27 protein-coding genes are annotated in these 23,828 nt (G+C 61.4%); 21 read left to right on the top strand and 6 right to left on the bottom strand.

The window, feature by feature from the left end:
• The first annotated feature begins 36 nt into the window (after positions 1 to 36).
• On the top strand, positions 37 to 777 hold the full coding sequence (locus AC244Q_RS05935) for an SDR family NAD(P)-dependent oxidoreductase (RefSeq protein ID WP_113547978.1): 741 nt from the start codon (positions 37 to 39) through the stop codon (positions 775 to 777).
• Positions 778 to 786: 9 nt separating this feature from the next.
• On the opposite strand, the gene AC244Q_RS05930 is transcribed toward AC244Q_RS05935, so the two are convergent.
• A complete protein-coding gene (locus AC244Q_RS05930) occupies positions 787 to 1,536 on the bottom strand; it encodes a glycoside hydrolase family 25 protein (protein ID WP_128407195.1) in 750 nt (249 codons plus the stop codon).
• A 354-nt stretch (positions 1,537 to 1,890) separates the two neighbouring features.
• On the opposite strand from AC244Q_RS05930, the gene cysS reads away from it, so the two are divergent.
• The 7 genes from cysS (at position 1,891) to rarD (ending at position 8,593) form a co-directional block, all read left to right on the top strand.
• Positions 1,891 to 3,282 carry a cysteine--tRNA ligase gene (gene cysS / locus AC244Q_RS05925; protein ID WP_113547980.1) on the top strand — a complete coding sequence of 464 codons (1,392 nt, stop codon included), beginning with the start codon at positions 1,891 to 1,893 and terminating at the stop codon, positions 3,280 to 3,282.
• Entirely contained in the window at positions 3,279 to 3,755 is a 477-nt protein-coding gene (locus tag AC244Q_RS05920) for a GFA family protein (RefSeq protein ID WP_113547981.1), read from the top strand. The genes cysS and AC244Q_RS05920 overlap by 4 nt, the downstream gene beginning before the upstream one ends.
• Positions 3,752 to 4,240, top strand: a complete 489-nt coding sequence (locus AC244Q_RS05915; RefSeq protein WP_128407194.1) for a GFA family protein — start codon at positions 3,752 to 3,754, stop codon at positions 4,238 to 4,240. The genes AC244Q_RS05920 and AC244Q_RS05915 overlap by 4 nt, the downstream gene beginning before the upstream one ends.
• Positions 4,237 to 4,713 carry a GFA family protein gene (locus tag AC244Q_RS05910; protein WP_017993513.1) on the top strand — a complete coding sequence of 159 codons (477 nt, stop codon included), beginning with the start codon at positions 4,237 to 4,239 and terminating at the stop codon, positions 4,711 to 4,713. The genes AC244Q_RS05915 and AC244Q_RS05910 overlap by 4 nt, the downstream gene beginning before the upstream one ends.
• The gene (gene pip, locus AC244Q_RS05905) at positions 4,710 to 5,672 is read left to right on the top strand and encodes a prolyl aminopeptidase (RefSeq protein WP_128407193.1); all 963 of its coding nucleotides are present in this window, start codon (positions 4,710 to 4,712) and stop codon (positions 5,670 to 5,672) included. Before AC244Q_RS05910 ends, pip begins: the two co-directional genes overlap by 4 nt.
• Positions 5,673 to 5,847: 175 nt before the next feature.
• Complete coding sequence (gene cimA, locus AC244Q_RS05900) at positions 5,848 to 7,461, top strand: citramalate synthase (RefSeq protein ID WP_113547984.1); 1,614 nt, start codon at positions 5,848 to 5,850, stop codon at positions 7,459 to 7,461.
• Positions 7,462 to 7,678: 217 nt separating this feature from the next.
• Positions 7,679 to 8,593 carry an EamA family transporter RarD gene (gene rarD / locus AC244Q_RS05895; protein WP_128407201.1) on the top strand — a complete coding sequence of 305 codons (915 nt, stop codon included), beginning with the start codon at positions 7,679 to 7,681 and terminating at the stop codon, positions 8,591 to 8,593.
• 115 nt (positions 8,594 to 8,708) lie between these two features.
• On the opposite strand, the gene AC244Q_RS05890 is transcribed toward rarD, so the two are convergent.
• Positions 8,709 to 9,332: an LOG family protein gene (locus tag AC244Q_RS05890; protein WP_128407192.1), complete on the bottom strand. Its 624-nt coding sequence runs from the start codon at positions 9,330 to 9,332 to the stop codon at positions 8,709 to 8,711.
• Between the two features lie 155 nt (positions 9,333 to 9,487).
• On the opposite strand from AC244Q_RS05890, the gene AC244Q_RS05885 reads away from it, so the two are divergent.
• The 5 genes from AC244Q_RS05885 (at position 9,488) to AC244Q_RS05865 (ending at position 15,822) form a co-directional block, all read left to right on the top strand.
• Positions 9,488 to 11,518: a LysM peptidoglycan-binding domain-containing protein gene (locus AC244Q_RS05885; protein WP_128407191.1), complete on the top strand. Its 2,031-nt coding sequence runs from the start codon at positions 9,488 to 9,490 to the stop codon at positions 11,516 to 11,518.
• Between the two features lie 212 nt (positions 11,519 to 11,730).
• Positions 11,731 to 13,608, top strand: coding sequence for an ABCB family ABC transporter ATP-binding protein/permease (locus AC244Q_RS05880; protein WP_113547987.1), 1,878 nt, complete (start codon positions 11,731 to 11,733; stop codon positions 13,606 to 13,608).
• Positions 13,609 to 13,741: 133 nt separating this feature from the next.
• Positions 13,742 to 14,440: a phosphatidylserine decarboxylase gene (locus AC244Q_RS05875; protein ID WP_012756809.1), complete on the top strand. Its 699-nt coding sequence runs from the start codon at positions 13,742 to 13,744 to the stop codon at positions 14,438 to 14,440.
• 79 nt (positions 14,441 to 14,519) lie between these two features.
• Positions 14,520 to 15,365, top strand: coding sequence for a CDP-diacylglycerol--serine O-phosphatidyltransferase (gene pssA, locus AC244Q_RS05870; protein ID WP_012756808.1), 846 nt, complete (start codon positions 14,520 to 14,522; stop codon positions 15,363 to 15,365).
• Positions 15,366 to 15,675: 310 nt separating this feature from the next.
• Complete coding sequence (locus tag AC244Q_RS05865) at positions 15,676 to 15,822, top strand: hypothetical protein (RefSeq protein ID WP_003558132.1); 147 nt, start codon at positions 15,676 to 15,678, stop codon at positions 15,820 to 15,822.
• Between the two features lie 223 nt (positions 15,823 to 16,045).
• On the opposite strand, the gene AC244Q_RS05860 is transcribed toward AC244Q_RS05865, so the two are convergent.
• Both AC244Q_RS05860 and AC244Q_RS05855 read right to left on the bottom strand, forming a co-directional pair.
• A complete protein-coding gene (locus AC244Q_RS05860) occupies positions 16,046 to 16,810 on the bottom strand; it encodes an SOS response-associated peptidase (RefSeq protein ID WP_128407190.1) in 765 nt (254 codons plus the stop codon).
• A gap of 41 nt (positions 16,811 to 16,851) precedes the next feature.
• On the bottom strand, positions 16,852 to 17,172 hold the full coding sequence (locus tag AC244Q_RS05855) for a YnfA family protein (protein ID WP_128407189.1): 321 nt from the start codon (positions 17,170 to 17,172) through the stop codon (positions 16,852 to 16,854).
• A gap of 71 nt (positions 17,173 to 17,243) precedes the next feature.
• Between AC244Q_RS05855 and AC244Q_RS05850 the strand changes: the two genes are divergently transcribed.
• From AC244Q_RS05850 to AC244Q_RS05815, 8 genes are all read left to right on the top strand, one after another.
• Positions 17,244 to 17,660: an NUDIX hydrolase gene (locus AC244Q_RS05850; RefSeq protein WP_128407188.1), complete on the top strand. Its 417-nt coding sequence runs from the start codon at positions 17,244 to 17,246 to the stop codon at positions 17,658 to 17,660.
• A gap of 34 nt (positions 17,661 to 17,694) precedes the next feature.
• Positions 17,695 to 18,141: a TIGR02301 family protein gene (locus AC244Q_RS05845; protein ID WP_206641101.1), complete on the top strand. Its 447-nt coding sequence runs from the start codon at positions 17,695 to 17,697 to the stop codon at positions 18,139 to 18,141.
• Positions 18,142 to 18,244: 103 nt separating this feature from the next.
• Positions 18,245 to 18,502, top strand: a complete 258-nt coding sequence (locus AC244Q_RS05840; protein ID WP_003546972.1) for a hypothetical protein — start codon at positions 18,245 to 18,247, stop codon at positions 18,500 to 18,502.
• A gap of 18 nt (positions 18,503 to 18,520) precedes the next feature.
• On the top strand, positions 18,521 to 19,276 hold the full coding sequence (locus AC244Q_RS05835; RefSeq protein ID WP_128407187.1) for a hypothetical protein: 756 nt from the start codon (positions 18,521 to 18,523) through the stop codon (positions 19,274 to 19,276).
• A 98-nt stretch (positions 19,277 to 19,374) separates the two neighbouring features.
• The gene (ygfZ, locus tag AC244Q_RS05830; RefSeq protein WP_128407186.1) at positions 19,375 to 20,265 is read left to right on the top strand and encodes a CAF17-like 4Fe-4S cluster assembly/insertion protein YgfZ; all 891 of its coding nucleotides are present in this window, start codon (positions 19,375 to 19,377) and stop codon (positions 20,263 to 20,265) included.
• A complete protein-coding gene (locus AC244Q_RS05825) occupies positions 20,262 to 20,870 on the top strand; it encodes an HD domain-containing protein (protein ID WP_029872987.1) in 609 nt (202 codons plus the stop codon). The genes ygfZ and AC244Q_RS05825 overlap by 4 nt, the downstream gene beginning before the upstream one ends.
• On the top strand, positions 20,867 to 21,397 hold the full coding sequence (locus tag AC244Q_RS05820) for a tyrosine phosphatase family protein (protein ID WP_113547993.1): 531 nt from the start codon (positions 20,867 to 20,869) through the stop codon (positions 21,395 to 21,397). Before AC244Q_RS05825 ends, AC244Q_RS05820 begins: the two co-directional genes overlap by 4 nt.
• Positions 21,398 to 21,455: 58 nt before the next feature.
• Positions 21,456 to 22,340 carry a mechanosensitive ion channel family protein gene (locus AC244Q_RS05815; protein WP_012756799.1) on the top strand — a complete coding sequence of 295 codons (885 nt, stop codon included), beginning with the start codon at positions 21,456 to 21,458 and terminating at the stop codon, positions 22,338 to 22,340.
• Between the two features lie 102 nt (positions 22,341 to 22,442).
• Here the strand turns inward: AC244Q_RS05815 and AC244Q_RS05810 are convergent, their stop codons facing one another.
• Together AC244Q_RS05810 and AC244Q_RS05805 are read right to left on the bottom strand one after the other, a co-directional pair.
• The gene (locus AC244Q_RS05810; RefSeq protein WP_012756798.1) at positions 22,443 to 22,958 is read right to left on the bottom strand and encodes a superoxide dismutase family protein; all 516 of its coding nucleotides are present in this window, start codon (positions 22,956 to 22,958) and stop codon (positions 22,443 to 22,445) included.
• 138 nt (positions 22,959 to 23,096) lie between these two features.
• Positions 23,097 to 23,450 carry a hypothetical protein gene (locus AC244Q_RS05805; RefSeq protein WP_171815675.1) on the bottom strand — a complete coding sequence of 118 codons (354 nt, stop codon included), beginning with the start codon at positions 23,448 to 23,450 and terminating at the stop codon, positions 23,097 to 23,099.
• Between the last annotated feature and the right edge of the window lie 378 nt (positions 23,451 to 23,828).

The following is a 23,828-nucleotide window of genomic DNA, read 5'->3' as shown; positions in this document are numbered from 1 at the left end:
TCGAACCTCTCTCCCTTCGTGAGGGAACACGACATCATGAATATCAATCTTGAGGGCAAGATCGCACTCGTTACCGGTGCGTCGCGTGGCATAGGCTATTTCACAGCGCTGGAACTTGCCAAAGCCGGCGCTCATGTGATTGCCTGCGCACGCACGGTTGGCGGGCTCGAGGACCTCGACGATGCGATCAAGGCTGTCGGCGGCACGGCGACGCTCGTGCCTTTCGACCTTGCCGACATGAATGCGATCGATGCGCTCGGCGGCTCGATCTTCGAGCGCTGGGGCAAACTCGACATCCTCGTCGCCAATGCCGGCGTGCTTGGGGTCATTTCGCCGATCGGCCATATCGAAGCGAAAGTGTTCGAGAAGGTGATGACCATCAACGTCACCGCGACATGGCGGCTGATCCGCTCGGTCGACCCGCTGCTGGCCCGCTCGGATGCCGGCCGCGCGGTGATCCTGTCATCGGGTGCTGCCCACAAGTGCCGCCCCTTCTGGGGCGCCTACTCCGCTTCCAAGGCCGCCGTCGAAGCGCTGGCACGCACATGGGCCGGAGAGAGCCAAAGCACACCGCTACGGGTCACCAGCGTCGATCCGGGAGCGACACGCACGGCGATGCGGGCGCAGGCGGTGCCGGGCGAAGATCCGCAGACGCTGCCGCATCCGTCCGACGTCGCAAAGGCGATCCTGCCGTTGCTGGGGCCCGGGGTGACCGAGACGGGCAAGCTGTTCATCGTCCGGGAGAACAAGCTCGTCGATTACCGGCTGCCTGAATAAGCTTGAGTCTTACTTCGCTGCAGCTGCTGGGAACAGATGCGCCAGGCCCGCTTCCGACGGGCATAGCGCATTGAGGTCGACCGGTCCCTGGATGCCGTCCAAGGTGCCGTTGTCGGCAAATTGCCAGATCGACCAACGGCTGCATTCTGCCTGCCTCGGCTCCCTGAACACGCTGCGCAGCCACAGATAGTGGTCGGGGAAGCGTGATTCATTGCCTTTCAGATATTGATCGAAGAACTCCTGGGTGACGTAGAAAATAGGCTTTTCCGGAAAAGTGCCCTTCAACTCGGTGAAAAAGGCGTTCACCTCGGCAACCATTTCCTCGAGCGTCGGGATTTTGTTGCAATTGCCGACAAACTCCAGATCGACGGCGATCGGCAGAGTTCCCTGCTCCTTCGGGACGGTCGCGAGGACATTCTGCGCCTGATCCTTGCCCGGGCGGCAGAAGCTGAAGAAATGATAAGCGCCCCTGACCACTCCAGCATCGCCGGCGCGCTGCCAGTTGTCGGCGAACTTGGAATCCCGATGGTCTCCGCCTTCGGTCGCCTTCATGAAGGCGAAGCGGACGTTCGGCTGCGTGGCAACAACCTTCCAATCGATATCGCCCTGGTGATGGCTGACATCGATGCCCTGGATTGGATAGTTGCTGAGAGAGGGATTGTTGAAGCGAAGCATCCCGAAATCGTATGCGAAATATGCAGCGAATGCGACCGCCAGAACTGCAGTCGCTCCGATCATCGATCGGGCAAGTCTCCGCATCCCTTCCTCCCTATTTTCAACAGCTTCTCAATCGGCTATGCGAGATTTGTGCCGCGAAAATGGCGGACGAATTTAACGGGCGCGCCAACTGGTTTCAAAGACGTTGGTTGCTGCAATCGATTCATCGGATGGATGGATCCTGTTGCCGCTGGATCGCTCTTCGCCCCCTTGACCGGAAGCGCGAACCGGGCCATAAAACCCGCCATGAAAACGGTTATCTGCATTATCTGCCGGAAGATTATTCGCTAGCGCGAGCGCTGGCCCGGCCGTTTTCGTCTCCCAAATAGTCAAGATGCGAAACGCCCCGGTCCGCCGGTCGCGATATTTTTCTGATCGTGCATTTGGGAGAGTGAAATGGACGCGACGCCGGAACTGAAGCTGTACAACACGCTGACACGGGAAAAATCGGTCTTTTCGCCGATCGATCCAAACAATGTCCGCATGTATGTCTGCGGCCCGACCGTCTATGACTTCGCTCATATCGGCAATGCCCGGCCGGTCATCGTCTTCGACGTGCTGTTCCGGCTGCTGCGCCATGTCTATGGCGAAGACCACGTCACTTATGCCCGCAACATCACCGACGTCGACGACAAGATCAATGCGCGGGCGCTTCGGGACCATCCGGGCCTGCCGCTCAACGACGCGATCCGCGCGGTCACGGAAAAGACTGAGACGCAATTTCACACCGATGTCGCCGAACTCGGCTGCCTGGAGCCAAGCTTCGAGCCGCGCGCCACCGACAATATCGTCGAAATGACCGAGATCATCGAGAAGCTGATCGGCAACGGCCATGCCTATGTTGCATCGGGCGAAGTGCTGTTCGACACCAAATCCATGGCGGATTACGGTCAGCTTTCGAAGCGTCCGCTCGACGAGCAGCAGGCGGGTGCCCGCATCGCTGTCGACGCACACAAAAAGCATCCTGGCGATTTCGTGCTCTGGAAATTGTCGAGCCACAACGAGCCCGGCTGGGAGAGCCCATGGGGCCGTGGCCGGCCCGGATGGCACATCGAATGCTCCGCGATGAGCAAGCGCTATCTCGGCAATGTCTTCGACATTCACGGCGGCGGGCTGGATTTGATCTTCCCGCATCATGAAAACGAAATCGCCCAGTCGCGCTGCGCCCACGGTACCGAGGTGATGGCGAATGTCTGGATGCATAACGGCTTCCTGCAGGTCGAAGGCCGCAAGATGTCGAAATCCGAAGGCAATTTCGTCACCATCCACGAGTTGCTGCACACGGAAACCTTCGGCGGCCGCAAATGGCCGGGCCAGGTGCTGCGCCTTGCCATGCTGATGACGCATTACCGCGAGCCGATCGATTTCTCGATCAAGCGATTGGAAGAAGCCGAACGTCTGCTCGCCAAATGGCCGGCGGCAGAAGTCGGCGATGCGGCGCCCGATGAATCCGTGCTGAACGCGCTTTCCGACGACCTCAATACGGTGGCCGCGGTGCAGGCATTGCATGCGTTGGCGCAAGCTGCGCATACGGATCCCACAGCCAGTGCCGTCTTTGCCGCAACGGCCGACCTGCTGGGCTTGCTGCCGAAAAAGATGGAAATCGACGAAGCCGTCGCATCGGCGGTCGATGCGCTGGTCGCAATGCGTCTCGAAATGCTGAAAGCGAAGAACTTCACCGAGGCCGACAAGATCCGCGACGAACTGACGGCGAAGGGCATCCAGTTGAAGGACGGCAAGGATGCGGTAACGGGCGAGCGCGTGACGACGTGGGAGGTCAAGAGATGACCACCTATACCGGCGGCTGCCAATGCGGAGCGATCCGTTTCCGCGTCAGCGGTGACACCAAGGATTCGTCGATCTGTCATTGCCGCATGTGCCAGAAGGCGTTCGGTGCCTATTATGCGCCGCTGGTCTCGGTGCGCGGCGCCGATTTCGAATGGACGCGCGGAGAGCGGAAGACGTTCCACTCTTCCAATTTCGTCGAGCGCGGCTTCTGCGGCGATTGCGGCACGCCGCTAACCTACGAGGCGCCGGATGGAATGGCGATTGCCGCCGGCGCCTTTGACGACCCTTCGGCGTTTCCGCCGGTGATCCAATTCGGCATCGAGGGCAAGATCGGTTTCGTCGATCATCTGCACGAATTGCCGGGCCACCGGACGGAAGAGGATGCGCAAGCCGCCCCCTTCCTGCTTGAGCTTGTCTCCTGCCAGCATCCTGATCATGAGACGCAGGCATGGCCACCCAAGGAGATCGGATGACGACGGAATCAGACAAAAGCGGCGGGTGCCAGTGCGGGGCGGTGCGTTACCGCGCCAAAGGCGAACTCGGCTATCCCCATCTTTGCCATTGCCGCATGTGCCAGAAGGCGGCGGGCAATTATTTCATGCCGCTTGCCGGCGTGATGCGCAGCGATTTTACCTTCACGCGCGGCGCGCCGAAATGGTTTCAGTCCTCGGATCTGGTGCGGCGCGGCTTCTGCGGCGATTGCGGCACGCCGCTGTTCTATGACATTCCGGACGCGGAATTCATCAACATCACTCTCGGCTCACTTGATGATCCCGATGCGGTCAAGCCGGTGATGCAATCGAACACCGGCCGCAAGATGTCCTGGTTTCACGCGCTGGACGGCCTGCCGCTGGAACCACAGCCTGAAACGCCCGACCGCGAGAATGCGATCGCGGCAAGCAACCATCAACACCCCGACCACGACACGCAAAATTGGCCCCTCGGAGAAACCTCATGACGGACACAATCAAGACAGGCGGATGCCAGTGCGGTGCCGTGCGCTTCCGCATCTCAGGAAGGCTGGGGCGACCCTCGATCTGCCATTGCCGCATGTGCCAGAAGCAGTTCGGCGGCTTCTTCTCGGCGCTCGTCACCGCGCCTGAGGAAGGGATGGAGTGGACACGCGGCGAGCCGAGCTACTTCCAGTCCTCGGTCAATATCGAACGCGGCTTCTGCAACAATTGCGGCACGCCGATGACCTATCGTCATCCGGGCGGGCTGGAGCTTGCGATCGGCACTTTCGACGACCGCAGCGACCTCGCTCCGCTGATCCAGGTCAACTACGAGGCCCGCCTGCCCTGGGTCGAGGAGATCTTCGAGGCTCCGGTGCTGAAGGATCAGGATTTCTACTCCCGGCAGGAGGCGATTATCTCCTTCCAGCATCCCGATCACGACACCGAAGTCTGGCCCGCGAAAGGCGTGAAGATATGACCGAGATACTGCGCACGCTCTATCCCGAAATCGAGCCCTATGCTTCCGGCCATCTCGATGTCGGCGATGGCCATGTGATCTATTGGGAGCGCTCGGGAACACCTGGCGCCAAGCCCGCCGTCTTCCTGCATGGCGGCCCGGGCGGCGGCATCTCGCCCGCCCATCGCCGGCTCTTCGATCCCGCCCTCTACGACGTCATGCTGTTCGACCAGCGCGGTTGCGGCAGGTCGACGCCGCATGCGGAACTGCATGCCAACACGACCTGGCACCTCGTCGCCGATATCGAGCGGCTGCGCGAGATGGCCGGCGTCGACAGCTGGCAGGTGTTCGGCGGCTCCTGGGGCTCGACGCTGGCGCTCGCCTATGCCGAGACGCATCCGCAGCACGTCTCCGAGCTCATCCTGCGCGGCATCTATACGCTGACCAAGGCCGAGCTCGACTGGTATTATCAATTCGGCGTCTCGGAGATGTTCCCTGACAAGTGGGAGCGGTTCATCGCGCCGATTCCGCCGGAAGAGCGGCATGAGATGATGCATGCCTATCATCGCCGCCTGACGCATGAGGACAGGAATGTGCGCCTCGCGGCGGCGCAGGCCTGGAGCATCTGGGAAGGCGAAACGATCACGCTGCTGCCGGAACCTTCGACGAGCTTCAAGTTCGAGGAGCCGGAATTCGCCTATGCATTTGCGCGCATCGAGAACCATTTCTTCGTCCATGCCGGCTGGATGGACGAGGGACAGCTGATCCGCGATGCCGGCAGGCTCAAGAATATTCCCGGCGTCATCGTGCATGGCCGCTACGACATGCCCTGCCCGGCCAAATATGCCTGGCTGCTGCACAAGGCCTGGCCGAAGGCGGAGTTCCACCTGATCGAGGGCGCGGGCCATGCCTATTCGGAGCCCGGGATTCTCGACCAACTGATCCGGGCGACGGATAAGTTTGCCGGGAAGCAAGACTGATCGTTAGCATTGGGGGCAGCCCCTCACCCTAACCCTCACCCCGCCCGCGGGGAGAGGGGACGTGCCCCGCGATACGGCATATCCCTTCTCCCGTCATAACGGGGAGAGGTGGCTGCAGCCGGATGAGGGGCAGCATCCGCACTCCATAACAACCCGCCTGGCGGGAGGAAACGACATGAAAGAACGCATCTACCTCTTCGACACGACGCTCCGAGACGGGCAGCAGACGCCCGGCGTCGATTTCTCCGTCGAGGACAAGATTGCGATCGCCGCCATGCTGGACGAGTTCGGCCTCGATTACGTCGAGGGCGGATTTCCCGGCGCCAATCCGACGGATACCGCCTTCTTCAGCGAGAAGCGCACCAGCCAGTCCAGCTTCGTCGCCTTCGGCATGACGAAGCGGGCCGGCGTTTCGGTCTCCAACGATCCCGGCATTGCCGGGCTGCTGCAGGCCAAAAGCGACGCCATCTGTTTCGTCGCCAAGAGCTGGGATTATCATGTCGCGGTGGCGCTCGGCTGCACCAACGAGGAAAACCTCGAATGCATTGCCGAAAGCGTCAAAGCGGCGGTTGGCGCAGGCAAGGAGGCGATCGTCGATTGCGAGCATTTCTTCGACGGCTTCAAGGCCAATCCGGCCTATGCGCTCGCCTGCGCCAAGACGGCCTATGAGAGTGGCGCCCGCTGGGTTGTACTCTGCGACACCAATGGCGGCACGCAGCCGCCGGAGGTGCGCGCCATCGTCGAGGCGGTGATCGCCTCAGGCGTTCCCGGCCACTGTCTTGGCATCCATGCGCATAACGATACCGGTCAGGCGGTTGCCAATTCGCTTGCCGCCGTCGACGCCGGCGTCCGGCAGATCCAGGGTACGCTGAACGGCATCGGCGAGCGCTGCGGCAATGCCAATCTGGTGACGCTGATCCCGACGCTGGCGCTGAAGAGCGCCTACAACAGCCGTTTCGAAACGGCGATCGACGAGGAGCGGCTGCTCAACCTCACCCGGCTCTCGCATGCTTTCGACGAGTTGCTCAATCGCTCGCCGGATCACCAGATGCCCTATGTCGGCGCCTCAGCCTTCGCCACCAAGGCCGGCATCCACGCATCGGCGCTGCTCAAGGATCCGCGGACCTATGAACACGTGCCGCCTGAAACCGTCGGTAACTTCCGCAAGGTCATGGTCTCCGACCAGGGCGGCAAGGCGAACTTCATCAATGCGCTGAAGCGGCGCGGCATCGAGGTCGCCAAGGACGATCCGAAGCTCGACCTGCTGATCTCGATCGTCAAGGAACGTGAATCGATCGGCTATGCATATGAGGGCGCGGATGCGAGCTTCGAGCTGCTGGCCCGCCGCACGCTCGGCACGATCCCAGAATTCTTCACCATCGAAGGCTTCCGCGTGATGATCGAGCGCCGCTTCGACAGTCTCGGCCGTGTGAAGATCGTCTCGGAGGCGGTGGTCAAGATCACCATCGACGGCCAGACGCTGATGTCAGTTGCCGATGCCGAAGGCCCGGTCAACGCGCTCGACCTCGCGCTGCGCAAGGATTTCGGCAAGTACCAGCACGAGATCGACGATCTGGTGCTCGCCGATTTCAAGGTGCGTATCCTCAATGGCGGCACGGAGGCGATCACCCGCGTGCTGATCGAATCCACCGACAGCGACGGGGTGCGCTGGTGGACGGTCGGCGTCTCGGAGAACATCATCGACGCTTCGTTCCAGGCGCTGATGGATTCGGTCATCTACAAGCTGATGAAGAACCGGCAGCTGGCGGGCAAGATCGCGGCGGAATAAACCTTTTCCGCGGCTCGGCGGAGGGGTCCCAGCCCTCGCCCGAATACCATTCGCATCCTTCGGACTTCGTCTTCCAGCCAAGGGCGTCGGATATCTTCTCGTCCATCGCTTCGTCTCCGGGTTCAAATCCTCTACCCTTCATTCAACGAAATGAATTGGCCTATTCACGGCGCTTAAGCTAGGCCGGATCAGAAGAAGAACAAAGATGGAAACACCGATGTCGACCGATGCATCCGTTCCGTTGGCCAAGAACGAAGACAGTCCGCGCGGGTTCGCCTTCGCGCTGACGGCCTATCTGCTCTGGGGCTTTCTGCCGATTTACATGAAGGCGGTGGCGCATATCTCGCCGGCCGAGGTGATCGCCCATCGTATCATCTGGTCGCTGCCGTTGGCGGGCATCGTGCTGATCGTGCTCGGGCGCACGCAGGATATCCGCGCAGCACTCAGTTCGCCGCGCATGCTGGCGATGGCGGCGCTGACGGCGTCGCTGATCACCGTCAACTGGGGCACCTATGTCTGGGCGATCGGCGCCGGCCATTCCCTCGACGCAGCACTTGGCTATTTCATCAATCCGCTGTTCAGCATCTTCCTCGGCGCGGTGTTCCTCAAGGAAAAGCTGCAACCGCTGCAGATCGCGGCGATCGCGCTTGCGGCGCTTGCCGTCGCCATTCTCGCGCTGGACAGCGGCGGCATCCCGTGGGTGGCGCTGACACTGGCGATCAGCTGGGGGTTCTACGCCCTGTTGCGCAAGACGCTGCCGCTCGGGCCGAACCAGGGCTTCTTCCTGGAAGTGCTGATCCTCAGCGGGCCGGCCCTCCTCTACATTCTCTATCTGGAATTCGGCAGCGGCCAGGGCCATTTGTACCGCACCGGTCTTGCCGACACGACCCTGCTGCTCGGCTGCGGCGTCATCACCGCCGTGCCGCTGATGATCTATGCAAACGGCGCCAAGCTGCTGAAACTCTCAACGATCGGCATCATGCAGTATATCGCGCCGACGATGATCTTCCTGATCGCCGTCTTCGTCTTCCACGAGCCATTCGGCACGGCGCGCATGATCGCCTTCCCGCTGATCTGGGCGGGGCTGTTCCTCTATAGCTGGTCGATGCTGAAGGGAAGCCGCGGGCGCTGAGGCGCTAAAGCGCGTCACGTCGAATCGGATTCATGCGACGCGCTTCAGGTCTTTGTTTTATGCATGTCTTTGTCCCAAAACCGCTGGACACTTTTGGGCGACATGCATTGAATCCCTACATCTTCGAAATCACCTCGTCCTCGCCGTCACGATCGGCGGCGAGCTGGGCTGCCTGGGCCATGATCGCCGGAATGATGCCGGGGATCTCGTCGACGACGAGTGGCTGCACCCGGTGGGCGGTGTGCAGGAAGCCTTCTTCGGTCATATGGCGCATCAGTTCCATCATCGGATCCCAAAAACCGTTGACGTTGGCGAAGACCATCGGCTTCTCGTGGCGGCCGAGCTGCGCCCAGGTCATGATCTCGACGATCTCCTCCAGCGTGCCGATGCCGCCGGGCAGCGCGACGAAGGCATCGGAGCGCTCGAACATGGTGTGTTTGCGCGCATGCATGTCAGGGGTTACAATGAGTTCGTTCAGCTGACTCAGCGAGTGGCGAGTCGCTTCCATATCGATCAGGAATTCGGGAATGATGCCCGTGACCTGACCGCCGCCTGAAAGCACGCCGCTGGCAACCGCGCCCATGATGCCTTTGGTACCCCCGCCATAGACGAGGCGCAGGCCGTATTCGGCGATCTCTCTTCCGAGAGCACGCCCGGCCGCCATGTGGGAAGGATCGCGTCCCGGCCTGGAGCCGCAGTAAACGCAGATGGATCGAATCGATACAGATTGTTCGGTCATGAGGGCAAAACAACTATTCCATTTCAATGCAGTCAAGAAAATTGACTGAAAAGCAGCGTGCCTAGCTTGCCTAATTGCTTTGAATGCTTGTGGAAAGCAACGGGAATCGCTAGCAATTTTGGGTATTACGGCAAATTGCCGCTCTGGGAGACATAATGATGAAGAACCGTGCCGGCTTGCTGGCTCTTGCAGTCCTCGCAATCGCAATCCTACTGATGGTGTTTGTCGTCATGCCGCGTATCGGCGGCGATGCAACCAAGGTCGGCGACGCCATCAACCAGGCGAGCACGGAGCTCAAGAACACGGTTAACGAGGCGTCAAAGACATCGCGCTCCGCTGTGGGCGATGCGGCTGCGGTCGCCGATCAGGTCGGCCGCCTTTCGGCCGATGCCGGCGTGTCGCTCAGCGAGCTCAAGGCGCTGTTTGCCGACGGCAAAGGCCCTGCCATCGATGTCTTCACTGCCGCCAAGACCAAGGCCGTCAACGCGCTGACCGCACTTGCCGGCTTCACTATTCCCGAGGGCCTCGATCCCGCGACCCAGACCCTTGCCGCCAAGGCCAAGGACGGTGGCGCGAAGGCGCTCGCCATCGTCCGGTCGCTGCCCGAGAACATCGCCGATGCGCTTGCCGCGATCGCCAAGGCCGAGGTTGCGCTGACCGGTGCGCCGGAGACCGCCCCTGGGGCGAATACGGCAGCGGAAAATACCGGCCCGAAACTTCCCGCCTTCGACGTATTGCGCGTCGAGCCCGACGGATCGACGGTGATTGCCGGTTCCGCCGAACCGAACGGCAAGCTCGAGGTGCTCGACGGCGAGAAGGTGGTGACGACGGCCAATGTCGATGCGAGTGGCGATTTTGCTGCCGTTCTCGACGATCCGCTTCCAGCCGGCGACCACCAGCTGGTGCTCAAGTTCACGGGCAAGGACGGCAAGAGCACGCTTTCCGAAGAAGTCGCGACCATTTCCGTGCCGAAGGATGGCAATGGCGCCAATCTGCTCGCCATGGTTTCCAAACCCGGCGCGGCGAGCCGCATCATCACCGCGCCGAAGGCCGGAACCGAAGTTGCCGATGCCTCCAATCCGATGGCGCCGCCTGCGGACAAGCCGGCAACCGGTGAAAGCTCGGCTGCACCAACCGGCGAGCTGGCGCTGCAGACGCCGAACCTCACCGACACACCCTCCGGCGGCGCTGATACGGCACCGGCCATTCCCGGCACTGCCGCACCGGATAAGACGAATGCACCCGACGTGATGGTCAATGCCGTCGAGATCGAAGGCAACAAGATCTTCATTGCCGGCACGACGCGCTCCAATGCCAAGGTCATCGGTTATGCCGACGACAGCCTCGTCGGCCAGGATACCGCCGGCTCCGACGGCCATTTCGTCATCGACGGTGTGGTGGCGCTTTCGGTCGGCGACCACAAGATCCGCGTCGATGTCGTCGATCCCACTGGCAAGGTGATCGTGCGTGCGTCGGTGAATTTCAATCGCCCCGCCGGCGATCAGGTGAGGGTCGCCGCGCAATCGGCACCCGCCGACGCCAACGGCGCTTCCTCGATGGTGCCGCTCGACGAAGGCGAGCTCCGCAAACTCAAAGTCGAAGTCGGCAAGGCCTTCGGCCTGCTGAAGGGACTGTTTGCCGATGGCAAGCTGCCAGGCGCCGAGCAGCTTGCGGCGGCGCGCTCGGCAACGGAATTCGCGCTGCGCTCCGTCGCCGATTTCCGCCCGGCCGCTGATGCGCCAGATGTCTTCAAGCAATCGTCCGGTTCCTCCTCGCAGGTCGCCGGCAATGCGCTGAAGCTGCTGCAGGGCCTGCCTGGGGATGCGAAGTCGGTCGGCGCCGCACTCGTCAAGCTGGGCGGGATGATTGCCGAGCTCACCGCCGCACCCGCGCCGGCAACGCCGTCTGCAAACGAGGTCGGAAGCAACCAGCCGAAGACGATCGAACAGGCGCCGCTGACGGCGAACAACGCGGCGGTCATCATTCGCCGCGGCGACACGCTTTGGCAGATCTCGCGCCGTACCTATGGTCTCGGCGTTCGCTACACGACGATCTACATCGCCAACGAGGACAAGATCATCAATCCCGATCGCATCCGCCCTGGCCAGATTTTCGGCCTGCCGAAGGATGTACTGCCGAATGCCGAAGAGCTGCACCGCAAGCGCATGTCCGGCCAGCATCTCTAAGCTGCAAAACAACACGACGAGGCCGGGCGGGATGAGCGCCCGGCCTCGTCGTTTCCTTACCCCAGCAATTGTTGTATTCGTCCGCCCGGCACCCTATCTGGCGGTGGCGGCTGCGGGTTGTGGGAAGCGCTTTCAGGCACGTCCCGGTTCCGCGCTCTTGCCGGCATCGAATCGCCGCAATCGCGGCAAGCCCTTCCGGGCTGGAGACAATCATGGCAAACGGCAAGACAGTCTCGGAATCCAACCTGCCGCAGACGCTTCTCAACCTCTGGCCCTATATGTGGCCGGCCGGCCGGCCCGACCTCAAGATGCGCGTCGTCTGGGCTTCGGTCTTTCTGCTGATCTCCAAGTTCGTACTGTTGCTCGTTCCCTATTTCTTCAAATGGTCGACCGATGCGCTGAACGGCAGGATGGATCTTGCCGGCTCGGTGCCGCCGCTGCTGGCCGGCGCCATCGCGCTTGTCATCGCCTATAACATCACCCGGCTGATCCAGCTCGGCCTCAATCAGCTGCGCGACGCGCTCTTTGCCAGCGTCGGACAACATGCGGTGCGCCAGCTCGCCTACAGGACCTTCGTGCACATGCACGAGCTGTCGCTGCGCTTCCATCTGGAGCGCAAGACCGGCGGGCTGTCGCGCATCATCGAGCGCGGCACCAAGGGCATCGAGACGATCGTGCGCTTCACGATCCTCAATTCGGTCCCGACCGTCATCGAATTCCTGCTGACGGCAGTGATCTTCTGGTGGGGCTACGGCTTCTCCTATCTCGCCGTTACCGCCTTTACCGTCTGGGCCTATATCTGGTTCACGATCCGTGCATCCGACTGGCGCATCGCCATCCGCCGGTCGATGAACGATAGCGATACCGACGCCAATACCAAGGCGATCGACTCCCTCCTCAATTTCGAGACCGTCAAATATTTCGGCAATGAAGAGATGGAGGCCAAGCGCTTCGACAAATCGATGGAACGCTACGAGAAGGCGGCAACCGATGTCTGGACCTCGCTCGGCTGGCTGAACTTCGGCCAGGGCGTCATCTTCGGCATCGGCACGACCATCATGCTGGTGCTGTCGGCGCTGGCCGTGCAGCGCGGCGAGCAGACGGTCGGCGATTTCGTTTTCGTCAATTCGATGCTGCTGCAGCTTTCCGTACCGCTCAACTTCATCGGCTTCGTCTACCGGGAAATTCGCCAGGGGCTGACCGATATCGAGCAGATGTTCGATTTGCTTGAGGTGCAGACCGAAGTCAAAGACGCGCCCGATGCGACCGAACTTCGGATCGGCCAGGGCGCGATCTCCTTCAAGGACGTGCATTTCGCCTACGACGCGGCCCGTCCGATCCTGAAGGGCATTTCCTTCGAGGTGCCGGCCGGCAAGACGGTCGCCGTCGTCGGTCCGTCGGGTGCGGGCAAATCGACGCTGTCGCGCCTGCTCTATCGTTTCTACGATATCCAGAGCGGCGCGATCACCGTCGACGGCCAGGATATCCGCAAGGTGACGCAGAAGAGCCTGCGTACGGCGATCGGCATGGTGCCGCAGGATACAGTGCTCTTCAACGACACGGTCGCCTACAACATCCGCTACGGCCGCACATCGGCCAGCGACGGCGAGGTCTTTGCAGCGGCCGAGGTGGCGCAGATCGCACATTTCATCGAAACGCTGCCCGAGGGTTTCGAAACCAAGGTTGGCGAGCGCGGGCTGAAGCTTTCGGGCGGCGAGAAGCAGCGGGTGGCGATCGCCCGCACCATCCTCAAGGCGCCGCCGATCCTGATCCTCGACGAGGCGACGTCGGCGCTCGACACGACGACGGAACGAGAAATCCAGGAAGCACTCGACCTGGTTTCGAAGAACCGCACGACGCTTGTTATCGCCCACCGGCTTTCGACTGTCATCAGCGCCGATGAAATCATCGTGCTCAAAAGCGGCGAGATCGCCGAGCGCGGAACACATGCAGCCCTCCTCGAAAGGAACGGCCTTTATGCCTCGATGTGGAACCGCCAGCGCGAGGCGACACAGGCGGAGGAACATCTGAAGCAGGTGCGCGAAAGCGACGACCTCGGCGTGATAACACGACTTGCTCCGGCAAGCTGAGGGGGAAACCGACGCCGGCCGGCTTTTGTTGTTCAGAAACCCGGCGTGGGAACCAGGGCCGATGCCGCAGCATTGCCCCGGAGACGGTTTTTCGCTAACCAGCAAAAATGAAAACGCAAGGAGACCGGCAGCCATGAGCCTGTTCAACACGGTTCGCAACACGATCGTCCCCGTGCACAAGGAGGGTTATCCCTTCGTTGCCGCCTTCTTCGTCGCATCGCTGGTCTTGGGATGGATCTTCAAGCCGCTCTTCTGGATCGGCATGATCTTCACGCTCTGGTGCGCCTATTTCTTCCGCGATCCGGAGCGCGTGACCCCGCAGGACGACGACCTGGTGATCTCTCCCGCCGACGGCAAGGTCTCGGCGATCCAGATGGTGACCCCGCCGGCCGAGCTCAACCTCGGCTCCGAGCCGATGCTGCGCATCTCGGTCTTCATGAACGTCTTCAATTGCCATGTGAACCGGGCGCCGATGCGCGGGCGCATCATCAGCATCAACTACCGCTCCGGCAGCTTCGTCAACGCCGAGCTCGACAAGGCGAGCGAGGACAATGAGCGCAACGGGCTGGTGATCGAAACCCGCCACGGCCAGATCGGCGTCGTGCAGATCGCCGGCCTCGTGGCGCGGCGCATCCTCTGCTGGGCAAACCCCAACGAGCCGGTGGATGCCGGCGAGCGCTTCGGGCTGATCCGTTTCGGCTCGCGGCTCGACGTATTCCTGCCCGCCGGTGCTGCGCCGCGCGTCTCGCTCGGCCAGACGGCGGTTGCGGGAGAAACCGTCATCGCCGAATTCGCCTCCGCCAAGGGTCCCGTCATCAGCCGCCGCAGTTAGAGCGGGTGAGCTTTTCACGGAAGTGCAGAAGCGCTACGCACTGTTGCTGGAATTGCCTTAGGAACGATTGGAACGCGATATGGAAACGCCTTTTCCGCCTTTCGAGCCCAATGGGCCGGATGATTCCGCCCGCGGCCCGCGTCTGCGCGAAATCCCGCTCCGGCTCGTCTTTCCGAACCTTATCACCATTCTGGCGATCTGCGCCGGGTTGACCGGCATCCGGCTGGCTTTCGAGAATCGTTACGAGCTCGCCGTCTCCATGGTGCTGCTCGCCGCCTTCCTCGACGGTATCGACGGGCGCGTAGCGCGGCTGATGAAGGCGACTTCTAAGTTCGGCGCGCAGATGGATTCGCTTGCCGACATCGTCAATTTCGGCGTCGCACCCGCCCTCGTCGTCTATGTCTTCGCGCTCGACCAGGCGCGCTCGCTCGGCTGGATCGCCGCGCTGATCTATGCCATCGCCGCCGGACTTCGCCTTGCCCGCTTCAATGTCATGGCCGAACGCGAGAACAAGGCGAGCTGGCAATCGGAATATTTCGTCGGCGTGCCGGCGCCGGCCGGCGCCATGCTTGTGCTGCTGCCGGTCTATCTCGGCTTCCTCGGGCTGGCGACGGATCGCACCTTCGCCTATATCTCGTCGATTTACACCGTGCTCATCGCCTTCCTGCTGATCAGCCGGCTGCCGGTCTGGTCGGGCAAATCGGAAGGCAACCGCTTGCGGCGCGACCTCGTGTTGCCGATGATGCTCGGCGTCGTGCTCTATGTGGCTCTGCTGATGAGCTACACCTGGGAGGTGATGGTCTTCACCGTGGCCGCCTACCTCGTATCGCTTCCCTTCGGCGCCCGTAAATGGCGGCGGAAATACGGGACGCTGACGATCGAGGAGCCGGGCATCGGCGACGACGATATCGGCCGGCACATCTGATCTCCTAGCATTTCCGGATTTCTTGGAATGACGGAAATGCTTCTCTCCCTTCGTTCTGACGTATCCCCGGGAAAAGCATGCGTTTTATCCGGATGAAGCTGTTCTGCGCTTTTCCCCAGAAAACCGCTTTCAGACTTTTATTGGAACTGCTCTCTTCAGTAAGTATTAACCAACGTAGGCTTCAGTTAAGCCTCGCGAATTATGGTGCGCGTTTACAAATCCTGATAAGCGACGCCCCCGTTTTGTCGCTATTCGTGATGAAACATCAAACTATAAAATACCCAGGGAAGAATCACGCAAGGAGAGTATCGTGACTTCGAAGAAGAGCAGTACCGGCGAACAGCAGGCGGCCAAGCCAGACCTCGCCGCCAATTATCGCCCCGTCGGCCTGAAGGCTGTTGCCGCAGCATCGCTGATGGCGAAGCATAAGCCGACCAGCGTCAAAAAATCCGCTTGAAGCGGAAGGCTTCAAATTGGAATCACGCGTGCTTTCGGGTTACATGCGTTAGGCACCGCTGACGAAGCGAATGACGAGGCGATCGTCGGAAATCTCCCGACAACGCTCTGGCGACCAAGCACAACGCGAAAAACCTGATGGAGGAAGCGATGTATCGCCGTCGCTTATGTGAGACGTCGGCGCCGATAGGTCGCCGACGGCCTGCAGGGATGGCGGATAGTGTTCAGAAGAAGCTGAGTTGGCCGCCGTCAGGCTTTTGCTTGTCGGGCGCCTTCAGCGGCTTTTCGACGACGACCGGCGCCTGCAGGTCGGGGCCCATGTTGGCAACCTTGTTGACTCTGTCGGAGACCGGTACGGCCTCGAAGAAATCATCCTGAACCGGCTGCATCAAGTCGACCACTTCGCGCGGCTCCTGAGTCTTGCAATCCAGCCAGCGCGTGAAATCCTCAGGTCTGATGACGACGGGCATGCGATCGTGGATCGCTGATATGGCTGAATTGGCTGATGTCGTCAGGATCGCGCCGGTATCGACCTCGGACCCGTCGGCCGAGGACCATGTCTCCATCAGCCCGGCAAAGGCGATGACCCCACCCCGGCGCGGCCTGATCCAGTAGGCCTGCGGCTTCTCGCCGCTTTCCTTCGACGGACGATGCCATTCATAGAAACCGGAGGCCGGGATGAGCACGCGGCGATGACGCATGGCGGCGCGGAAGGAGGCCTTGCCGATCGCGGTTTCGGAGCGCGCGTTGATCAGCAGCGGGAAATCCTTCGGATCCTTGACCCAACCCGGCGTCAGGCCCCAGCGCACGAGCACGGCGCGCCGGTCGGCCAAGTTGCTGCCCTGCTCCCTGCCCTCGCCTGATATGACAACGAGGATCGGTTGCGTCGGCGCGATGTTGTAGCGCGCCGGAAAATCTTCGAAATCGAGACCGGAGAAGACGTCGCGCAGGTCGACGCTGGAGATTGTCAGGGCGAAACGTCCACACATCGGCTTGTCTTTGCACCCGGCCGGTGCTCCGTCAAGACGCCTCAGCCTCTCGGCGCGAAGAGGATGAGGCTGGCGCCGGCAAGGCAGATCAGCGCACCGCCGATATCGTAACGATCAGGCACGCGGGCTTCGACCAGCCACAGCCAGTGCAGCGAAGCGAGGATGTAGATGTCGCCATAGGCTGCGAAGGTGCGGCCGGCGGCCTCGCTCGGCACCAACGTCAGAAGCCAGGCGAAAAGCGCCAGGGAGACCATGCCCGGCGCCAGCCACCAGACGGGTTTTTCGAGTTTCAGCCATGCCCAGAAGGCAAAGCAGCCGGCGATCTCGAAGAGGGCAGCAAACGCAAAAATGATGTAGGTCACGGAAGCACCTTTCGAATCCTCGTGGCACTATTCATTCGATAAGATGAGCCATCACAGCAAGAGCAGTCCCGATGACCTCCACCGCTAAACCCGGCTCAGCCGCCATTCTCGAACGTGATGGACGATTCCTTCTGGTGTTGCGACGCAATCCGCCTTCCGCCGACATGTATGCCTTTCCCGGCGGGCGGGCCGAGCCTGGCGAAACGCCGGAGCAAACGGCATTGCGCGAACTCCATGAAGAGACCGGCATTTCGGCACGGAATCCGCGGCTGTTTTCGACCTACGACCTGAAGACGCATGCGGCCGACGGCAGTGTCAGCAGCCACTTTTTCCTGTCGGTCTTTCGCGTCGATGCCGATCGGGATGCGGTGGCGGAAGCCGCCGACGATGCGGTTGCCCTCGGCTGGTACACGGTAGAGGAAATCCGGCGATTGCCCGTGCCGCAGAGCGTGCTCGAATGCGCGGAGCGGCTGGCGGGCGGCGAATAGACGTGGAAACTTTGAAGCACGCCTTGTTGCCGTCATGCTCAACGTATCAACTGGGTGCATGATTCCCGTTCGACGCGTTTTCCTGTCCCTGCTCGTGCTCGCCGGCCCCACGATGGCGCAGGGCAAGAATACGCCGCCTCCACAGCAGGAGGAAATTGCGCCCCCACCTGCTGTGATCGTGCCCTATGACGACAAGCTGGCGCGGTTCGCCGAGGTGCTGGGTTCGGTGCATTATCTGAGAACGCTCTGCAAGGCGCCTGGCGGCGACGAGTGGCGAAACGGCATGCAGCAGTTGCTCGATTCGGAGACCGGCAACGAGCCGCAGCGCAAAGAAAAGCTGACAGCAGCCTTCAATCGCGGCTATCGCGCCTTCGCCTCGGTCTATACGGATTGCACCCCGGCGGCCATCGTGGCAGAAGAGCGCTACCGTAACGAAGGTGCAACACTTGCCACAGAAATTACCTCGCGCTTTGGAAATTGACGTTTAATTAACCTGTTTTCGCAAGCGGACGTGTCGTTTTGGGAAAAGGCTGTTAGTGTTGTTAACGGTGCAGTAAGACATGAGAAGTTCTGAGGAAAAAACAATGGAAGCAAGCCTCAACGACATCGACGACATGATCGTCCACGAAAAGATGCAGGCAGCTCTGGAGTACCAGAACGAAGCTTGGGCCGACGGCATGGCCGACGGAATCGAGCCTGAAATCATCGCTGATGCCGCCATTGCACATGCGCTGCGCGAGACGATCAGATTGCATGGGGAAAAGAGCGCCGAAGCCCTGTTGGATTCGCTGCGTGAGCGCATGCTTGCCGGCGAATTCTCCGCGAACCGCACCCTGCAATAATTGTTATCAGAGAGTTTGATGCACACCGGTAAAGAGAAAGTTTCGCGAATTTCGCTCGCGCCGGTGCTGCTTGCGTTCAGCCTCGCCGCCGGCAATGTTTTCCTTGCGCCGGCAGCCTACGCGCTTTCCGAACTGCACAAGATCCCCGGCCAGGCGGCCAACGAGACGCCCGCACAGGGAAGCGCCCAGGGACAGAGCCAGCCGCAGGGCGGGTCCACTCCCGGTGTTCCCATGGCCGATCCACTGGTCAACAGCCAGAACAATCAGGGTGTCGACAAGACGCCGGGCGCTCAGGACAATTCCAAGCCCACCGAGGTAATCTACGATATCAGCAAGGTGCCAGAGCCGGTTCGCAAGATGCGCGAGCAAATCGTCGAGGCGGCCGCCTCCGGCGATCTCGAGCGGCTGCGGCCGCTGATGGGCACTGGTGCCGACCAGACGCAGGTGACTGTGGGCGAACCGACCGACGATCCGATCGGCACGCTGAAGGATCTGTCGGGCGATCCTGACGGCGACGAGATCCTTGCCATCATGCTCGACATCATCTCGACCGGCTTCGTGCATGTCGGCCAGGGCACAGCAGACGACATGTATGTCTGGCCCTATTTTGCCGAGAAGGACCTGAAGTCGCTGACACCGCCGGAACGCGTCGAGCTGCTGCGCATCGTCACGGCCGGCGATCTCTCCGACATGCAGGAATTCGGCGGATATAATTTCTACCGCCTCGGCATTACGCCTGAGGGTAAATGGAAATTCTTCACAGCGGGCGATTGATGCCCGTCTCGCCTGCGCTTTTCACGTTTCGCATGGCGCTTGCGATCCACCTCATGAAGACATACCTCTGAGCGATAACCAACGCGACAGGTTCCGCCATGCCAGCCGTATTCCTGAAAGACCGCTCCTTGCTCTTCGTCAGCGGCGCGGAAGCCCAATCCTTCCTGCAGAACCTGATCACCACCGACATCACTGCGCTTGAGGCCGACGAGGCGCGGCCCGGGGCATTGCTGACGCCGCAGGGCAAGATCCTGTTCGACTTCATGATCTGGCGGGACGGCGAAGGTTACACGATCGAGACCGATGCCGGCCAGCGCGACAGCCTGCTGAAGCGGCTGACAATGTACAAGCTGCGGGCCGCCGTCACACTTGCGCCAAGCACCGAAGAGGGCGTTACCGTTTCCTGGGACGAGGGTGCCGAGGGCGTCCGGGAGAGCCAAGGCGTCCGGGTCAGCCAAGGCGCCCGGGGCAGCCAGGGCGCCCGAGACAGTCGCTTCGCCAAGGCGGGCGTCACGCTCACCCGTCGGGCACGAAGACACGGCGATGGCAGCGAAGCGCTCTACGACGCGCTGCGCATCAGCCACGGCATCGTCACATCAGGATCGGACTTCGCCCTGCAGGACGCCTTCCCGCATGACGTGCTGATGGATTTCAACGGCGGCCTCTCCTTCAGGAAAGGCTGCTATGTCGGCCAGGAGGTCGTCTCGCGCATGCAGCATCGCGGCACAGCGCGCCGGCGCGTCGTGACGGTGTCCGCCGCAACGGCCCTGCCAGGGACCGGGACGGAGATTACCGCCGCCGGCAAGCCTGTGGGAACACTCGGTTCGGTCGACGGCGGCAATGGACTTGCGATCGTGCGCATCGACCGTGCCGGCGCTGCAATGGCGGCAGGCACGCCACTGCTCGCCGGCGACACGCCTGTTTCCCTCGTCCTGCCGGCATGGTCCGGCCTTGTCTTTCCTACAAGCGGCGACGAGGCCAGCGCGTGACAACGACGAAAGCTCCGCGTGCCTGGCAGCGCATGCTGTCCGGGCGCAGGCTCGACCTGCTCGACCCCTCGCCGCTCGACGTCGAACTCATCGACATCGCGCACGGGCTTGCGCGTGTGGCCCGCTGGAACGGCCAGACCTCCGGAGATCATGCTTTCTCGGTGGCCCAGCACAGTCTCGTCGTCGAGGATATCTTCCGTCGCTTCAACGACGCGCGGCCGCAGGAGTGCCTGATGGCGCTGCTGCACGATGCGCCCGAATATGTGATCGGCGACATGATCTCGCCGTTCAAATCGGTGGTCGGCGGCGGCTACAAGACGGTGGAAAAGCGGCTGGAGGCCGCCGTGCACCTGCGCTTCGGCCTGCCGCCGCATCCCTCGCGCGACCTCAAGGACCGAATCAAAAAGGCCGATACGATCGCCGCCTATTTCGAAGCGACCGTGCTTGCAGGTTTCACACCTGCCGAGGCACAGAAATTCTTCGGCCAGCCGCGCGGCATCAGCAAGGACATGCTGATGATCGAGCCCTTGCCGGCCATCGAAGCACAGCGGTTGTTCTGCGAGCGCTTCGCCGCGATCGAGGTCGAGCGGGAGATGGTATCGTGACCTTCATCGTCGTCTCGCCGCTGTCGCGCATCGCGGAGATGGCGGTGCGCCACAAGGCGCGCGACATGATCAGCCTGATCGCCAAGGAGCAGGCCTTTCACCGGCCGGGCGTGATCGCGGCCGAACGTCATCTGACGCTTGCTATGAACGACATCGTCTTCAAGGGCACCGGCAATCTCGTAGCGCCTGATGAGACGCATGTGCGCGGGATTATCGACTTTGCCGCCTCGTGGCGGCAGGAGACGCCGCTGCTCATCCATTGCTGGATGGGTGTGTCGCGATCGCCGGCCGCAGCCCTCATCGCCGCGCTGTCGCTGGCACCCGATCAAAGCGACGAAACGCTTGCCCGCCGGCTGCGGGCCGCCTCGCCTTTCGCGACACCGAATGCCCGGCTGATCCAAATCGGTGACGCGCTGCTCGGCCGCAGCGGCCGGCTGGTTGCGGCGGTGCGGGCAATCGGACGTGGCGCCGATGCCGACGGCAACGCGCCCTTCGTCCTTGCTATCCGGGACGCCGCTTGCGGTTGACGCTGCCGCCAGCCGCTCCATCTAGGCCCCGATCACGCACAATCGACAGGGCCAGATCATGGAACAACAGGCAGCCGATGTCCTCCTCGCCACGCAAACGGCGCTCAGCCAGGCAAGCGCGCTTGCCGTGCAATATTCCTTCTCTGTCCTCGGGGCGGTGATCCTTCTCGTTCTTGGCTGGGCGCTGGCCGGTTTTACCAGTCGTTGGGCCTATGAAGGCCTGTCGCGCGTTCATGGCATCGACGAGACGCTAGCGCGTTTCTTCACCAATGTGCTGCGCTATGCCCTGCTCATTCTGGTGTTCATCACCGTGCTCGGTCAATTCGGCGTCCAGACCGCCTCGATCATCGCAACCCTCGGCGCGGCAGGCCTGGCGATCGGACTGGCGCTGCAAGGCACGCTGCAGAATATCGCCGCCGGCATCATGCTGCTGATCCTCAGGCCGTTCCGCGTCGGCGAATATATAGAGACCAGCAGCGTGGCCGGCACGGTACGCGAAATCGGATTGTTTGCAACCGAGCTCAAAACCGGCGACGGGCTTTACCGGCTGGCGCCGAATTCGACGCTCTGGAACACGCCGATTACCAATTTTAGCCGCGAACCCACCCGGCGGAACGAGCTGAAAATCAGCGTCGCCTATGAGGATGACATCGATCTGGCGATGGAGAGGCTGATGAACCTTGCCAAAGCCGATTCCAGGGTGCTGACGTCACCGGCACCCAGCGTCTTCATCGACAGCCTTGGTGACGGCACGATCTCCGTAGCGCTGCGCTACTGGGCAAAGACCGGTGACTGGTGGCTGGTCAGCCGTGACATGGTGAAGCGCGTGAAACTCGCCTTCGACGACAATCCTGACGCTGCGCCGGATGCTTCAGATGCCGCGCCGGCAAAAACGTCCAACGGCAAGGCGACGGCCGAAAAACCGACGCCGACGCGGCAGTAAGACATTGCAGCGCCGCGGGTGTTTTTAAGACCCGCGGCGCTGTGCACTTCGAATTCCCAATTTTGTTGTTAATCGATGCCGATCTGAGAATTGCGCCATAGCCTATTGAATGACGCCGCAGGAAAGTCTTTCCCCGGCATCACCCGAAGGCTGGCTTCGATAATCATCCGAATTGGCGTGCACCATCAATGCACGGCCGCGAATGCCGTCGGTCTTGCCGTCGAGCGTGACCATGCTGTCGAAGACCTGCGCCCGCAGCACGCCGTCCTGCCCGACATATTGATTGGGCATATCGCCGGCGTGCGGACCCTTGGCGGCAAGAATGCCGTGCTCGGCCTTCTCAGGATTGAAGTGGCCGCCCGCCGATTCGTGATGGGTCGCGGCGTCGCAGCGGCCGGTCTCATGAACATGGAAGGCCACCCATTTATTCACCGGCAGTCCCGATATCTCGACTTCGATCAGGACGCCGCCAGTGGCGGCAGCCGTCAGTTGCGCGCGACCGTCCTCCTTGCCGTCCTTGCCGACGAAATTGGCAACCGCCGTCTGCTTGTCCTGAGCGCCCGCCGGCAATGCAACCGCAAGCAGGCTCAGGGCGGCGATAATGCGCATGGCTTTCATGGAGATCTCCTTCCGTCCGGTTGTCCTTCTGAACGTGTCAAACCGGAAGGTGTTCCTGACCGAGGAAGATCGCACGAAGAAGACGTAACGAGAAAAGCCTACCAACGGCCGGCTTGATCATCCGGATCGGCACGCCGTTCAGGCGACCGCGTCGAAATCGAACTGGCCGTAGGTCTTGCGGTAGAGATCCTCGGGCTGATCGCCTGTCGCCGGCGCGGTCTGCTGCAATGGATAGGAAACGGCAATGCTGCTTGCCGTGGCACTGTCACGCGTGTCCATCATCAGCGCAATCAGGCTGCCGGAAAACTTCGGCTGCGTCTCGCTGGTTTTGTCCTCTTCGAGGAGTTCTTTGATGATGCCGGGCTTCTCATCGGCCGCACGTTCGCCGCGGCTGAGGACGCCATCGCCATTGGCATCGAGGCGCGAAAGAGTCGCCAGATATGCATATGACGTGTCTGAAACGGATGTAGTGCTGGTCATACAAACCTCCATTCACCGCCTTTTGCCGGTGGTGTTTGCACGCAATACGAACTGGGAAAATCACTGTTGACTCGGTGGTTAAACTGATTTGCGCAGTGCGTCAATAAGTTGTTAACTTCTCATTAACGATGATTGACAAAAGTTAACGGAATGCGCGAGCGCAGGCCTCTGCCAGCATCAGGGGGCCGCTTTTCTCCGTATTTCAGGTATTTTTCACATATAAAACAAACGTCTAACGCCGCGAGGTCTCTGCTGCACTGCAACCGAATATTAATCCGGGCCATACAAAATGGGCATCCACGCATCACCAGCAGGCGTCCAGCTTATCAAAATCAATCTCTGTATTCATTTTAGAAAGGTCTTCTATGTCCGGCGAAATGAGGCACGTTC

It is taken from the genome of Rhizobium sp. CB2179 (assembly GCF_057653455.1).
The sequence above is the reverse complement of the archived record's forward strand: the minus strand, read 5'-3'. Positions and strand labels throughout refer to the sequence as shown.